The organism is Streptomyces sp. NPDC001406, from assembly GCF_042895285.1.
In the GTDB taxonomy this organism is placed as follows: Bacteria; Actinomycetota; Actinomycetes; order Streptomycetales; family Streptomycetaceae; genus Streptomyces.
Map to the genome: position 1 here is coordinate 347,967 of NZ_JBIAWG010000005.1, position 14,343 is coordinate 362,309.

The window sequence follows — 14,343 nt, forward strand, 5'->3', positions numbered from 1 at the left end:
CCGTGTCCTCCTGGCCCTAGCCCAGCCGGGGCTTGATCTCGTCGATGAAGATGGTCCGCTTCTGCTCGCCCGTCAGATGACAGGCGGAGGCCCGGTCGGGGGCCAGCAGCGGGCGTTCGTTGACACAGCGTCCGGCGCCCTGCACCCGGTCCTGGAAGGTGCAGCGTGGGTGGAAGCGGCAGCCGGACGGCGGGGTGAGCAGCGAGGGCGGGGTGCCCGGGATGGGCGACAGCGGGGCCGCCAGGTCGGAGTCCAGTCGCGGCATCGAGTTCAGCAGACCCCAGGTGTAGGGGTGCTGGGGCGAGCGCAGCACCTCGTCGACCGTGCCGCGCTCCACCGCGCTGCCCGCATACATCACCATGATGTCGTCGGCCATGTCGGCGATCACGCCGAGGTCGTGGGTGATGAAGACGATCCCGGAGCCGAACTCCTGCTGGAGGTCCTTGAGGAGGTCGAGGATCTGGGCCTGGACCGTCACGTCCAGGGCCGTGGTCGGCTCGTCGGCGATCAGCAGGTCCGGGTCGCAGACCAGCGCCATGGCGATCATCGCGCGCTGGCGCATACCGCCGGAGAACTGGTGCGGGTAGTCCTTGGCCCGCTCCTTCGGGTTCGGGATGCCCACCTTGCCGAGCATCTCGACCGCGCGGTCCCAGGCGGCCCGCTTGGAGGCGCCGTTGTGCTTCATGAACGGCTCGGCGATCTGGCGGCCCACCGTGTAGTAGGGGGACAGCGCGGTCAGCGGGTCCTGGAAGATCATGGCGACCTTGTTGCCGCGCAGCTTCTCCAGCTCCGACTCCCGCGCGGTGGTCAACTCCTGCCCGTCCAGCAGGATCTCGCCCTCGACGGTGGTGAACATGGGGTTGTGCAGGCCCAGGATGGTCAGGTTCGTCACCGACTTGCCCGAGCCCGACTCCCCCACGATCCCCAGGGTCTTGCCGCGTTCCAGGTCGAAGGAGAGCCCGTCCACGGCCCGTACGATGCCGTCCTCGGTCTTGAAGCTGACGTGCAGGTCCCGCACGGACAACAGGGGACCCGCACCGGCCGGGACGGGAGCGCCGGCCTCCTTGGTCAGAGTGGTCACGAAAGTGCTCCTAAACGGCCTAGGCCAGCCGCACGCGCGGGTCGATGTAGGCGTAGCAGGCGTCGACGATGATGTTGAAGAGAAGGATCATGGTCGCGGAGAACAGCATCACGCCGAGCAGCAGCGGCAGGTCGCTGAAGAAGACGGACAGCACCGCCAGTTGGCCGAGGCCCGGCAGGCCGAAGGTGTACTCGGTGATGATGGCGCCGCCGAGCAGGGAACCCAGGTCGATGCCGAAGATGGTGACGATGGGGATCAGCGAGCCGCGCCAGGCGTAGCGGAAGAAGACGTAGCGCCGGGACATGCCCTTGGCGCGGGCGGTGCGTACGTGTTCCTCCTGGAGCTGTTCGATCATCGACGAGCGCGCCATACGGGTGTACTGCGCGGCGAAGATCGTGGAGAGGACCACCCAGGGGATGATCAGGCCCGTGAACCAGGTGATCGGGTCGGCGGTGAAGTTGTTGTAGGCGGGTTTGTCGAACCAGTGGGTCTGGTAGACGAGGATCGCCAGGGCGAGCGGGCCGAGGAAGTAGATCTGCATCGAACTGAGCACCATCGCCCCGGCCGTGGCCGCCTTGTCGATGAGCGTGCCGCGCCGCCAGGCGGCGAGCAGGCCGCTGCCGAGGCCGACGAGCAGGAAGAAGAACGCCGCGCCGAGGGTGAGCGAGACGGTGGTGGGCAGCCGGTCCATCAGCGTGGCCCACACCGGTTCGTTGGTGTGGTACGAGTACCCGAAGCAGGGCGCCGGGCAGGGGCCCTGGGCGAACTGGTTGCTGCCCATCACCAGGTTGTGCAGGAAGATCCAGTACTGCTCGGGTATCGACTTGTCGAGGCCGAGCACATGATGGATGTTGGCGAGGCTGCCCGGATTGCAGGTCTTGCCGCACATCAGCAGCGCCGGGTCGCGCGGCATCCCGAAGAACAGCAAGAACGTGACGATGCTCAGCAGGAAGAGAATGACGATGGCACCGAGGATCCGGCGGACGAGGAAGCGCAGCATGACAGGGGCAGCTCTCTGACGTCGGCGGGCCGGACGGTACCCGGTGCTCCCCCTCACTGAGGTGAAGCACCGGGTACCGGGCGGGGACGGTTACTTGATGTAGAGGCGACGCGGGTCGACGCCGCCGATGACGTCGTCGTAGACGAGGCCGCCGACCTTCGAACCGGCGATCTGGGTCTGCTTGTAGTACGCCGTCGGGACGACGTTGACGACGTCCTTGACGATGTACTGGTCGAGCTTCTCCCACTCGGCCGCGGACTTCACCGGGTCGGTGATCTGGTTGATGCGGTCGATCTCGCTGTTGACCTTGGGGTCGTTGATCTGCGAGTAGTTCTGCGCGCCGTCGGCGATCACGCGGCCGTCGTACAGCGGCGGCAGGACGGTCGAGGCGGACGGCCAGTCGGCACCCCACGCGGTGTGGAAGATGTCGTAGTTGTTGTCGAGCTTGCTGACCTGGTCGTAGTACGTCTCGGCCGGGATCTCCTGGCGCTGGACGTTGAAGCCGGCCTTCTTCAGGCCCGCGGCCATGGCGGTGGAGTACTGCTGGCCCTCGGGGGTGTTGATGTAGCCGAAGGTCAGCTTCATGTTGAGCTTGCCGGCCTTCTTCAGCAGCTCCCTGGCCTTGTCCGGGTCACCGGCGGGCTTCTTCTTCTTGCCCCACGGGTCGAAGGCCGCGTCGTAGCCGCTGACGGTCGGGGAGATCAGACCGCCGGCGACCTCCATGGCGTCGGTGCCGCCGTAGGCACGGACGAAGGGCGTGACCGGCAGGGCGTAGGCGATCGCCTCGCGGATCGTCTTGTCCTTGAGCGCCGGGTGGCTCATGTTGATGTTCATCTGGCCCACGTACGGCTGGTAGCCGGAGACCGTGCGGGCCTTCATCTTCGGGTCCTTGAGGACGTTGGACAGGTTGCCCGCGTCCACCTGGTTGTTGAAGCTGAGGCCGGTCTGGTCGGCACCGCTGTCGGCGAGCAGCGCCTTGGTGGAGGTCTCGAACTGCTGGTTGAAAGTGATGTTGAACTGGTCCACGTACTGGTGGCGGATCGGGTCCGTCTTCGGGTCCCAGTTGGTGTTCTTCACCAGGACCATGGACTTGCCGGACTTGAACGACTGGATCTTGTACGGGCCGGTGACCACCGGGGCCTTGTCGTACTTCTCCTTGGTGTCGCCCTTCTCGGAGACCACCGCGTAGCCGGCCATCGCCAGCGCGTACGGCAGGTCGGGGTGGGCGGTCTTGAAGTGGAAGATGATCGTCTTGTCGTCCGGCGTTTCGAGGATGCTGCTGGGCAGGTGCTTGCCCTTGTACGGGCCGTCCTTGAGCAGCTTGCGGTACGCGGTGCCCGGGGAGTCGGCCAGCCACTGCTGGAGGTAGGTCGGGCCCTGGTTGACGAACGGCGCGAAGAGCCGCTCGACGCTGTGCCGGAAGTCCTTGGACGTGATCGGGGACCCGTCCTGGAACTTGATGCCGTCCTTCAGCGTGTACTTCCAGGTCTTGCCGCCGTCCGTGGTGGTACCGGAGTCGGTGGCGAGGTCACCGACGACCTCGTGCTTCGAGCCGTCGTTGCTGGTCGCCTTGTAGCCGGTGAGGCCTCTGTGGAGCAGCGTGGCCAGGGAGCCCTCGTCGGACACATAGATCTGGGCCGGGTCGAGGTGTGCGTAGCTGTCGCGCTGCAGTACTTCCATGGTGCCGCCGGGCTTGGCGCCGGGTACATCGGCCGCCGGGCCGGTGGAGTCCGCCGTGCCGCCGAACTTGATCGACGCCTGCTGGCGCTTGGCGTTCTCCTGGTCCTTCTTGTCGTTGCCACCGCTGTCGCTGCCGCCCTTGCTGCAACCGGTGAGCACAAGAGCTCCGGCTGCGAGCACGGAGAGTGCGCCGTAGACGTGGCGTCCGCCCCTACTCATCACTCAGTTTCCACCCATCTTGTGTGTCACCGGTGCCCCGTCTGTCACCAGTGCGGAAGAACTGCCGTGCGGAAGATGTGCAAGTGCCCGGTCAGCGAGCGGTCTTGGGGTCGAAGGCGTCCCTGACCGAATCCCCGAGCAGGTTGAACGCGACGATGAAGATGATCATCGAGATGCCGGGGAAGAACATGTAGGTGATGTCGTTCTGCATCACCAGTTCGGTGGACGCCTTGGAGAACATCTGCCCCCAGTCGGGCGTCGGTTCGACGATGCCCACGCCCAGGAAGGACAGACCGGCCTCGGCGGTCACAAAGCTGGGCAGCAGATACGTCGACTGCACCAGGAGCGGTGTGACGACGTTCGGCAGGATCTCCTTGCGGATGATCCGCCAGGGCGAGGCCCCGCTCACCTTGGCCGCCTCGATGAACTCCCGTTCACGCAGGGCCAGTGAGGTGCCGCGCAGGATGCGGGCCAGGCTCATCCAGCCGAGGAACCACTGGACGAGGATGAGCGCGACCACGCGTACGTACGTCGGTGTCTCGTCGCGCGGGCTGACGAACAGTGAGACCACGACGGGCATGCTGGCGATGAAGAACAGCTGCGCCGGGAAGGCGAGCAGGAAGTCGATGACCCGGCCGATGAAGAAGTCGGTCCGGCCGCCGAGGTAGCCGGCCGCGACGCCGAGCACGATGCCGGTCAGCACGACCGCGACCGTGACCGCGACCGAGATCATCAGCGAGGTACGGATCCCGTAGATGAGCTTGGTGAAGACGTCGTAGCCGTTGCCGGGTTCGAGGCCGAACCAGAACTCGCTGCTGATGCCGCCGTTGGGCTGCACGGGCACGCCCGCGCTGTCGAAGAGTTCGGGGCGTTCGTCCGCGTACACCGTGTACGGGTTCTTCCCGTACAGCTTGGATATCAGCGGCGCGAGCAGCCCGACCAGGAAGAAGAAGCCCACGACGTAGGCCGAGATCACGCCTGTACGGTCGCGTTTGAAGCGGATCCACATCAGCTGGCCGGGGGACCGGCCTTCGAGTTTGACGGCTTCGGGCTGCGTCTGCGGCCCCAGGTCGCCACCGACGGCCACCGTGGTCCCGCCGCCCTCAATGTCGATAGGACTTGTCACTGTTCGTCCGTTTCACAAGTGTGGGTGTGAGAGGCGTCCAGGTACTCCGAGCCACGCGAATCCGCAGTGGGACGCGCGTAGTTGAGCGGCCGCGCTGAGCGGTCGCGGGATTCTCAGACCTGGTCGCCGGACGAACGGCCGGAATGACCACGCATGGGGGTTCCTCCTCATGACGTCACGTGTTCACCAACGGGAGGGGGTAACCGTCCTCGTCCTCCGACACCCCTGACGGAGGGTCAGACACCCCCTGGTGCTCGTGAGTCGGCGCTGTCCCCACAGCGCGTGACCCATTGACCCGAGCGCTACGCGGCTAACTATCTGCCATGGGTCGACCACCGACCACCGTTCTTAAATCTCAATTCAGTCACAGCTCACGCGTAGACCTTCCAAAATCTGGACAAACTGTTCGACCGAAGAAGGGCGCGAAACGGACGTGTTACATGGGTATCGGGCAGGGATCTCCGCATTACGGACATCGGCCATCGGAAAACGGGTTGCAAAAAGCCCGGGCATCCCCACCATGGGGACACCCGGGCTCCGGACTGCTGTTCGCCGTGCGTCAGCCGTGCTTGGCGCGGCTCGCGGCGCGGGCGCGCTCACGGGCGTCCAGGTTCACCTTGCGGATGCGGACCGCCTCCGGGGTCACCTCGACGCACTCGTCGTCGCGGCAGAACTCCAGCGACTGCTCCAGGGACAGCTTCCGCGGCGGCACGATCGACTCGGCCACGTCGGCCGTCGAGGACCGCATGTTGGTGAGCTTCTTCTCCTTGGTGATGTTGACGTCCATGTCGTCGGAGCGGGAGTTCTCACCGACGATCATGCCCTCGTACACCTCGGTGCCCGGCTCGACGAAGAGCACACCGCGCTCCTGGAGGTTCGTCATCGCGAAGGCGGTGACGGCACCGGAGCGGTCGGCGACCAGGGAGCCGTTGTTACGGGTCTGGAGCGTGCCGAACCAGGGCTCGAAGCCCTCGTGGATGGAGTGGCCGATGCCGGTGCCGCGGGTCTGGGTCAGGAACTCGGTACGGAAGCCGATCAGACCGCGGGACGGCACGACGAACTCCATGCGGACCCAGCCGGAGCCGTGGTTGGACATGTTGTCCATGCGGCCCTTGCGGACACCCATGAGCTGCGTGACCGCGCCCATGTGCTCCTCGGGCACGTCGATCGTCATGCGCTCGACCGGCTCGTAGACCTTGCCGTCGACGTCCTTGGTGACCACCTGGGGCTTGCCGACGGTGAGCTCGTAGCCCTCCCGGCGCATGGTCTCGACCAGGATGGCGAGCGCCAGCTCACCACGGCCCTGGACCTCCCAGGCGTCCGGCCGCTCGGTGTCCAGGACGCGCAGCGAGACGTTACCGATCAGCTCGCGGTCGAGGCGGTCCTTGACCTGGCGGGCGGTGACCTTGCGGTCCTTGACGGCCGCCTTCGCGTCGGCGCCCTTGCCGGTGCCGCCGCGGCCGACCAGCGGGGAGGTGTTGGTGCCGATGGTCATCGAGATCGCCGGCTCGTCGACCGTGATCAGCGGGAGCGGCACCGGGTTCTCGGTGTCGGCGAGGGTCTCGCCGATCATGATGTCCGGGATACCGGCGACGGCGCAGATGTCACCCGGGCCGGCCTTCTCGGCGGGCTTGCGGGTGAGCGCCTCGGTCATCATCAGCTCGCTGATGCGAACGTTGCTGATCGAGCCGTCGCGCTTGATCCAGGCCACGGTCTGGCCCTTGCGCAGCTCGCCCTGCTCGACGCGGAGCAGCGCGATGCGGCCGAGGAAGTTGTCGGCGTCCAGGTTGGTGACGTGGGCCTGGAGCGGCGCTTCCTCGTCGAAGGTCGGGGCCGGGATGTGCTCCAGGATCGTGGAGAAGAACGGCTCCAGGCTGGTGGAGTCCGCCGGGACCGTGCCGTTCTCCGGCTTGGTCAGCGAGGCGATGCCGTCACGGCCGCACGCGTACACGATCGGGAACTCGATCTGCTCCTCGTCCGCGTCCAGGTCGAGGAAGAGGTCGTAGGTCTCGTTGACGACCTCGTCGATGCGGGAGTCCGGGCGGTCCGTCTTGTTGATGCACAGGATGACGGGCAGGCGCTGCTGGAGGGCCTTGCGCAGCACGAAGCGGGTCTGCGGCAGCGGGCCCTCGGAGGCGTCGACCAGCAGCACGACACCGTCGACCATCGACAGACCGCGCTCGACCTCGCCGCCGAAGTCGGCGTGGCCGGGGGTGTCGATGATGTTGATGGTGATCGGGTCGCCACCGTCCTTGGGGTGGTACTTCACCGCCGTGTTCTTGGCGAGGATCGTGATGCCCTTCTCACGCTCCAGGTCGTTCGAGTCCATCATGCGGTCGTCGACCGAGTCGAGCTGGTGGGCGGCGAAGGCACCGGCCTGCTTCAGCATGCCGTCGACGATGGTCGTCTTGCCGTGGTCGACGTGGGCGACGATGGCGACATTGCGGATGTCGTGACGTGTCATGGACACAGCCATATTGCGACGTACTCCCGGAGTGTGAGGAAGGCCCTCCGTACGTCCGTGTGACGCGGGCCCTGCCGGGCTTGACATGCCACGGCCTCACCCCATGTTACGTGGCCCGGCGGGAGGCGGCTTCCGCAGGGCCACGCAGGGCTCACTTCACCATCGGGCTCGCGGGCATCTTCGCGCCCTTCTTCAGGAAGCCCATGTCTTCGTAGACCGGGGTCTGGAAACCGAAGGCACCCGCGTTGACCAGGCTCTTCCTCACCCCGATGAGCTGGGGACGCTGATAGAGGGGCAACGAGCCGGCCGCCGCCCAGATACGGGAGTCGGCCTTGCGGATCAGATCCTTGGCCTCGTCCTCGTCGAGGGTGGCGGCGGCCTCGTCGAAGAGCTGGTCGATCTGGTCGGTGCCGACGCGGGTGTAGTTCTGCTCGACGCTCAGGGAGCCGTCGGCGGCCGGGACCGGCTTGGCGTAGACCGGGCGGGCGTCGGTGGCGGGGAAGGCGGAGGACGGCCAGGAGTACAGGGCCAGGTCGTACTGGCCCGCGGCGATGTGGTCCCTGAAGTAGCTCTCGTCCGGAACCCTGGTGATCTCCGTGCGGATGCCGACCTTCTCCAGCATCTGCGTGATCCGGTCGGCCACCGAGCGCAGGGTGTCCGAGCCGGGACCCGAGGGGAGCACGAAGCGCAGGGTGAGCGCCTTGCCGTCCTTGGCCAGCGTCCTGGCGGCGGCTCCGGCCGGGGCGGCGGTGCCCTTGGGGGCATAGGCGCCGGGCGCGCCGCCCTGCTGCAGATGCCGTTCCGTGTACTGCTTGCCGTCCTGCGCGAGGTGTCTGCCGCCCTCGTCACCGGTCGGCTCGCGGTGCTTGTTCTTGTGGTCCCTGGGGTCCTTGTTGTCCTCGCCGACGATGAACACTCCGTCGTCGCCGCCGTTGGACTGGTCGGCGGCGCTGCCCTGCGGTCCGGCCGCCTTCTCGGGCTTCTTCTGCTCCTTGACCGGTCCGCCGAGCACCCAGCCGGCCTCCGCGAGCAGCGCCTGCGCCTCCTTGGTGTCCTGGCCGCCCAGGGCGCCGCTGCTGTCGGCGTAGTCGGTCTGGCCGGAGAGGGCGAGATGACTGCCGACGGGGACGGGGGGCAGGCCGAGCGGGGTCAGGGCGACCTTGGCCAGCGCCGTACGGTCCAGGGAACGGGCGACGGCACGGCGGACCCGCTCGTCGGCGAGGGGTCCCCCGGAGCCGTTGAGGGCGAGCTGGGTGTAGGCCGGATCCAGGGATCTGCGGACCTCGACACCGCTCAGCTGGTCCCGCTTCTTGGCGGAGATGCGCCCGGCGCCCTGCAGGGGCGTGCCGGTGCCGCCGTCGCGGCCGGCGATGCTGATGCGCTCGACCTCGGCGGGGGCGATCTCGGCGAGGTCCACGGTGCCGTCGGCCAGCGCGGTGGCCCGCTTGTCGCGGGGCACGGCGTGCAGCACGATCTCGGACAGTTTGGTGGGGTGCCCCCACCAGCGCGGGTTGCGGGTGAGGACGACGTCCTTCTTGGCGGTGTCCACCTTGTCGACCTTGAAGGGCCCGGCGCTGATCTGGAGCTTGCGGCGCGCCCCGTCGTTGAAGGCGTCCGGGGTGCCCATGACGTCCTTCGGGTACAGCGGGGAGAACAGCGACTTCCAGTCGGCGTAGGGGCGGCTGAAGGTGACCCGGACCTCCAGGTCGTTGGCGCCGCGTTCGATCTTGTCGATGCGGTCGTAGCCGGCGTTGTGGGCGCTCCAGTAGGCGGCGTCCTTGCCGGACAGGGCGCGCCACTGGGCGGCGAAGTCGGCGGCGCCGATCTCCCGGCCGTCGCTCCAGACGGCCTGCTGGTTGAGCTTGTACAGGACGACCTGGCGCGGCTCGGTCTCGATGACCTTGGCGGACTCCAGATAGTCCGGGTTGCGGACCGGGCGCCCGTTCTGGTCGGTTCGGAACATGGAGGGCAGGACGGCCTGGGCGACCCGGGTGGTGCCGGCGTCGGCGTCGGCCTGGAAGGTGTTCAGGGTCTCCGGGACGGCGTCCACCGCCCAGCGCAGGGTGCCGCCGTCGGCGACCAGGTTCCGGGCGGCGGGGGCGATGTCCTGTCCGGCCAGCGGACGGCCCGCCTCGTCGTCTCCGGAGCTGCAGCCGGCGAGGACGGGTACCGCGAGCGCGCCGGCGGTGAGGAAGGCGACCGAGCGCATGACCGCGCGCAGTGCGACGCCGTCGTGGGACATCTGCTACCTCCGGGGAGCCCGGTGACACGGGTGTGGTCTGTTCACATTTGGCGGTATTTTGGTGCTGATCAGATGTACGGACCCACTGAAGAGGAAAGGGTTCGCCCGTCGGGAGCGACACGGCGGCGGGGGCTCTCAAGGCCACCCGTGCGGCGCAACATGCGCTCCCGGCGCACACACAGCGCGCGTGCGGGCGTGCGGTGGAGGCGTGCAATCCGCCAATCGCTGCACATGCCTTCACATCAGCAGGTGTGACGCGCAACACTCGCAGGCGCATGAACGTTGCCGCCTAGGACCACGAGGTCCGCGGGAAGTGAGGTCACGTCATGTCCGTGCACGACGACCTGACGTCAGTCCAGCGTTGTCTCGACGACCTGTTCCGGTCCGTCGGACGCCTGGAGCAACAGCTCGGGAGCGGCGGACTGGAGATGCGCCGCGTCCGCGCCGACGCCGATCACCTGCGCGAGAGCGTGGCACTGCTGCGCGAGGTCGCCCCCGGCCTCGGCCAGCCGCGTCGCCCCGATCTCGTGACCATCTCCGACACGCCGTACGACATCAGCCTGTGGACGGACTCGGACGACGAGGGTCTCGGCGCCCGCGACCGGCACGCCCCGTAGGAGCGCGGCCCGCAGGCCCCGAGGGAGTGCCGACAGGCACCCCCACTCACCCGAACCCGACCGGAGTCATGAGTTGGCCACTGGTACGGAACCCCATATGAACAGCGGCGGCGTACCCACCGATACGCGCGCCGCGATCGCCGCCCCGCATCTGCGGACCGACCGCTGGTGGCTGGCCCCCGCCGTCACAGCGGCCGGTCTGTTCGCCTTCGTCGTCTACTCGACCTGGCGGGCCTTCGCCAATGCGCACTACTACGCGGCGCCGTACGTCTCACCGTTCTACTCCCCGTGCCTGGCGGACAACTGCCGGACCATGCACGCGGGCCCGAACGCCGATCTGTTCGGCAGCTGGTGGGCGATCTCCCCGGCGATCATCATCCTGATCTTCCCGCTGGGCTTCCGCCTGACCTGCTACTACTACCGCAAGGCCTATTACCGCAGCTTCTGGCTGTCCCCGCCGGCCTGCGCGGTGGCCGAGCCGCACCGGAAGTACACCGGTGAGACCCGCTTGCCGCTGATCCTGCAGAACATCCACCGGTACTTCTTCTACGCCGCCCTCCTGGTCGCCGGGGTGCTCACCTACGACACGGTGCTGTCCTTCCGCGACGAGCACTACCGGTGGGGCCACATGGGTCTGGGCACCCTGGTCTTCCTGGCCAACATCGTGCTGATCTGGGCGTACACCATCTCCTGCCACTCCTGCCGGCACATCGTCGGCGGGAAGCTCAAGCACTTCTCGAAGCATCCCGTGCGCTACAAGGCGTGGCAGTTCGTCGGGAAGCTGAACGCCCGCCACATGGAGCTGGCCTGGGCGTCGCTGGTGAGCGTGGCGCTCGCCGACTTCTACGTCTATCTGATCGCGTCCGGTGTCTTCGACGATCCGCGCTTCTTCTAGATTGGGTGGGGCCTTCTGATGTCCGTGGTCGACCGGCAGGAGTGGGACGTCGTCGTGGTCGGTGCCGGTGGCGCCGGGCTGCGCGCCGCGATCGAGGCCCGGGAGCGCGGCGCCCGTACGGCGGTGATCTGCAAGTCGCTGTTCGGCAAGGCGCACACCGTGATGGCCGAGGGCGGCATCGCGGCCGCGATGGCCAACGTCAACGCGCACGACAACTGGCAGGTCCACTTCCGCGACACCATGCGCGGCGGCAAGTTCCTCAACCAGTGGCGGATGGCCGAGCTGCATGCGCGGGAGGCCCCGGACCGGGTGTGGGAGCTGGAGACCTGGGGCGCGCTGTTCGACCGTACGAAGGACGGAAAGATCTCCCAGCGCAACTTCGGCGGCCACGAGTACCCACGCCTCGCGCACGTCGGCGACCGCACGGGTCTTGAGCTGATCCGGACCTTGCAGCAGAAGGTCGTCTCGCTGCAGCAGGAGGACCATCGCGAGACGGGCGACTACGAGTCCCGGCTCAAGGTCTTCCAGGAGTGCACGGTCACCCGGATCCTCAAGGACGGCTCACGGGTCAGCGGTGTCTTCGCGTACGACCGCGAGTTCGGCCGTTTCTTCGTCCTCGAAGCACCCGCCGTCGTCATCGCGACCGGCGGTATCGGCAAGTCCTTCAAGGTGACGTCGAACTCGTGGGAGTACACGGGCGACGGGCACGCGCTGGCGCTGCTCGCGGGCGGCTCGCTGCTGAACATGGAGTTCGTGCAGTTCCACCCGACGGGCATGATCTGGCCGCCGTCCGTCAAGGGCCTGCTGGTGACGGAGTCGGTGCGCGGCGACGGCGGGGTGCTCAGGAACTCCGAGGGCAAGCGGTTCATGTTCGACTACGTCCCCGACGTCTTCAAGGAGAAGTACGCCCAGTCCGAGGAGGAGGGCGACCGCTGGTACGACGACCAGGAGAACAACCGGCGCCCGCCCGAGCTGCTCCCTCGCGACGAGGTGGCCCGCGCGATCAACTCCGAGGTGAAGGCGGGCCGCGGCTCCCCGCACGGCGGGGTCTTCCTGGACGTCTCGACGCGGATGCCGCCCGAGGTCATCAAGCGCCGGCTGCCGTCCATGTACCACCAGTTCAAGGAGCTGGCCGACGTCGACATCACGGCGGAGCCGATGGAGGTCGGACCGACCTGTCACTACGTGATGGGCGGCATCGCGGTCGACTCCGACACGGAGGCCGCGCGCGGGGTGCCGGGCCTGTTCGCGGCCGGTGAGGTCGCGGGCGGCATGCACGGCTCCAACCGGCTCGGCGGCAACTCCCTCTCGGACCTGCTGGTGTTCGGGCGCCGGGCGGGCTGGCACGCGGCCGAGTACGCGGCGGGCCTGGCGGGCGCCCGCCCGCCCGTGGACGAGACCCAGGTGGACATGGCGGCGGCCGAGGCGCTGCGCCCCTTCTCCGCGGAGGGCCCCGAGGCGGACGACGGACGCCCCCCGGAGAACCCGTACACCCTGCACCAGGAACTCCAGCAGACCATGAACGACCTCGTCGGCATCATCCGCCGCGAGGGCGAGATGGCCCAGGCCCTGGAGAAGCTCGCGGATCTGCGGGTACGGGCCCGCCGGGCCGGCGTCGAGGGCCACCGCCAGTTCAACCCGGGCTGGCACCTCGCCCTGGACCTGCGCAACATGCTGCTGGTCAGCGAGTGCGTGGCGCGGGCCGCCCTGAAGCGCACGGAGTCGCGCGGCGGGCACACCCGCGAGGACCACCCGACGATGGACCGCAGGTGGCGCCCGGTCAACCTGCTGTGCGGGCTGGCCGACCCGACCGGCGGCCTGGCCGCGACCGACCCGGTCCAGGGCCAGATCGAACTCACCCGCGAGACCACCGAACCCATCCGCCCGGACCTGCTCGCCCTCTTCGAGAAGGAGGAGCTGGTCAAGTACCTCGCCGAAGAGGAGCTCTACGAGTGAGCAGCTACGAGGCCCGCTTCAAGGTGTGGCGGGGCGACGTCGGGGGCGGCGGCCTGGAGGACTTCAAGGTCACGGTCAACGACGGCGAGGTGGTGCTCGACATCATCCACCGCCTCCAGGCCACCCAGACGCCCGACCTCGCCGTGCGCTGGAACTGCAAGGCGGGCAAGTGCGGTTCGTGCTCCGCGGAGATCAACGGCCGGCCACGGCTGATGTGCATGACGCGCATGTCGGTCTTCACCCGTGACGAGACGATCACGGTTACTCCCCTGCGCACCTTCCCGGTGATCCGCGACCTGGTGACGGACGTCGGCTTCAACTACGAGAAGGCCAGGGAGGTTCCGTCGTTCGTGCCGCCCGCCGGTGTCGCTCCGGGCGAGTACCGGATGATGCAGGAGGACGTGGACCGGTCGCAGGAGTTCCGTAAGTGCATCGAGTGCTACCTGTGCCAGAACACCTGCCATGTCGTGCGCGACCACGAGGAGAACAAGAAGGCGTTCGCGGGGCCGCGCTTCCTGATGCGGGTGGCGGAGCTGGACATGCACCCGCTGGACGCGGCGGCCGAGACCGGCCTGGACCGCAAGAGCACGGCCCAGGACGAACACGGCCTCGGCTACTGCAACATCACCAAGTGCTGCACGGAGGTGTGCCCCGAGGGGATCAAGATCACTGACAATGCGCTGATCCCCATGAAGGAACGGGCCGTCGACCGCAAGTACGACCCGCTGGTGTGGCTGGGCTCGAAGATCAGGAGGCGGACTTCGTAGGGGTCGGCCGAGGGGTACGGCCGGGGCGCTGGGCCAGTATCTGAAGGCCCAGGCTCCCCATGAACACGAACCAGCCGATGAGCGGGATCACATCGAACTTCTTGGGGAACACGCCGAGGAACATCCACAGGGACATCCCGACCGCGCCGAGCAGCTGGCCGTACCCCCACAGCTTCGGCCGCAGGACGCGGTGCCGGCCGAACGGCACCACCCAGCCGGTCGTGATGCCGGCGATGCCGAACACCGCCATCAGCGTCACGGCCAGCACTGCCGCGACGACCAAGAACATGTGCATG

At 67.8% G+C, this 14,343-nt stretch carries 11 protein-coding genes; 4 read left to right on the plus strand and 7 right to left on the minus strand.

Translation table 11 applies throughout. The annotated features are described in order from the left end of the window. Window positions 1–16: 16 nt before the first annotated feature. The 6 genes from ACFY1J_RS14610 to ACFY1J_RS14635 all read right to left on the minus strand — a co-directional run bounded on the left by ACFY1J_RS14610 (window position 17) and on the right by ACFY1J_RS14635 (window position 9,812). A complete protein-coding gene (locus ACFY1J_RS14610; RefSeq protein ID WP_390708690.1) occupies window positions 17–1,081 on the minus strand; it encodes an ABC transporter ATP-binding protein in 1,065 nt (354 codons plus the stop codon). Between the two features lie 19 nt (window positions 1,082–1,100). Beyond that, window positions 1,101–2,081: an ABC transporter permease gene (locus tag ACFY1J_RS14615; protein ID WP_390708689.1), complete on the minus strand. Its 981-nt coding sequence runs from the start codon at window positions 2,079–2,081 to the stop codon at window positions 1,101–1,103. A gap of 90 nt (window positions 2,082–2,171) precedes the next feature. Continuing rightward, window positions 2,172–3,980, minus strand: a complete 1,809-nt coding sequence (locus ACFY1J_RS14620; RefSeq protein ID WP_390708688.1) for an ABC transporter substrate-binding protein — start codon at window positions 3,978–3,980, stop codon at window positions 2,172–2,174. Window positions 3,981–4,071: 91 nt separating this feature from the next. Next, window positions 4,072–5,106, minus strand: coding sequence for an ABC transporter permease (locus ACFY1J_RS14625; RefSeq protein ID WP_390731289.1), 1,035 nt, complete (start codon window positions 5,104–5,106; stop codon window positions 4,072–4,074). A gap of 559 nt (window positions 5,107–5,665) precedes the next feature. Further along, entirely contained in the window at window positions 5,666–7,582 is a 1,917-nt protein-coding gene (typA, locus tag ACFY1J_RS14630) for a translational GTPase TypA (RefSeq protein WP_390708686.1), read from the minus strand. Between the two features lie 139 nt (window positions 7,583–7,721). Beyond that, window positions 7,722–9,812, minus strand: coding sequence for an ABC transporter family substrate-binding protein (locus ACFY1J_RS14635; protein ID WP_390708685.1), 2,091 nt, complete (start codon window positions 9,810–9,812; stop codon window positions 7,722–7,724). Between the two features lie 326 nt (window positions 9,813–10,138). On the opposite strand from ACFY1J_RS14635, the gene ACFY1J_RS14640 reads away from it, so the two are divergent. The 4 genes from ACFY1J_RS14640 to ACFY1J_RS14655 all read left to right on the plus strand — a co-directional run bounded on the left by ACFY1J_RS14640 (window position 10,139) and on the right by ACFY1J_RS14655 (window position 14,047). Then, complete coding sequence (locus ACFY1J_RS14640; RefSeq protein ID WP_363294009.1) at window positions 10,139–10,429, plus strand: hypothetical protein; 291 nt, start codon at window positions 10,139–10,141, stop codon at window positions 10,427–10,429. 73 nt (window positions 10,430–10,502) lie between these two features. Continuing rightward, window positions 10,503–11,324: a hypothetical protein gene (locus ACFY1J_RS14645; RefSeq protein ID WP_390708684.1), complete on the plus strand. Its 822-nt coding sequence runs from the start codon at window positions 10,503–10,505 to the stop codon at window positions 11,322–11,324. A gap of 18 nt (window positions 11,325–11,342) precedes the next feature. After that, window positions 11,343–13,280, plus strand: coding sequence for a fumarate reductase/succinate dehydrogenase flavoprotein subunit (locus ACFY1J_RS14650; RefSeq protein ID WP_390708683.1), 1,938 nt, complete (start codon window positions 11,343–11,345; stop codon window positions 13,278–13,280). Continuing rightward, complete coding sequence (locus ACFY1J_RS14655) at window positions 13,277–14,047, plus strand: succinate dehydrogenase/fumarate reductase iron-sulfur subunit (RefSeq protein ID WP_390708682.1); 771 nt, start codon at window positions 13,277–13,279, stop codon at window positions 14,045–14,047. Before ACFY1J_RS14650 ends, ACFY1J_RS14655 begins: the two co-directional genes overlap by 4 nt. Here the strand turns inward: ACFY1J_RS14655 and ACFY1J_RS14660 are convergent. Further along, a complete protein-coding gene (locus tag ACFY1J_RS14660; RefSeq protein ID WP_390708681.1) occupies window positions 14,028–14,342 on the minus strand; it encodes a hypothetical protein in 315 nt (104 codons plus the stop codon). The two genes, ACFY1J_RS14655 and ACFY1J_RS14660, sit on opposite strands and share 20 nt — an antisense overlap. Window position 14,343: the final 1 nt, after the last annotated feature.

What these genes read in the sequence shown, in the direction of transcription:
- ACFY1J_RS14615 (WP_390708689.1), bottom strand. Translation starts at nt 2,081, where the DNA reads ATGCTGCGCTTCCTCGTCCGCCGGATCCTCGGTGCCATCGTCATTCTC.
- ACFY1J_RS14635 (WP_390708685.1), bottom strand. Translation starts at nt 9,812, where the DNA reads ATGTCCCACGACGGCGTCGCACTGCGCGCGGTCATGCGCTCGGTCGCC.
- ACFY1J_RS14660 (WP_390708681.1), bottom strand. Translation starts at nt 14,342, where the DNA reads ATGCACATGTTCTTGGTCGTCGCGGCAGTGCTGGCCGTGACGCTGATG.
- ACFY1J_RS14650 (WP_390708683.1), top strand. Translation starts at nt 11,343, where the DNA reads ATGTCCGTGGTCGACCGGCAGGAGTGGGACGTCGTCGTGGTCGGTGCC.
- typA (WP_390708686.1), bottom strand. Translation starts at nt 7,582, where the DNA reads ATGGCTGTGTCCATGACACGTCACGACATCCGCAATGTCGCCATCGTC.
- ACFY1J_RS14620 (WP_390708688.1), bottom strand. Translation starts at nt 3,980, where the DNA reads ATGAGTAGGGGCGGACGCCACGTCTACGGCGCACTCTCCGTGCTCGCA.
- ACFY1J_RS14640 (WP_363294009.1), top strand. Translation starts at nt 10,139, where the DNA reads ATGTCCGTGCACGACGACCTGACGTCAGTCCAGCGTTGTCTCGACGAC.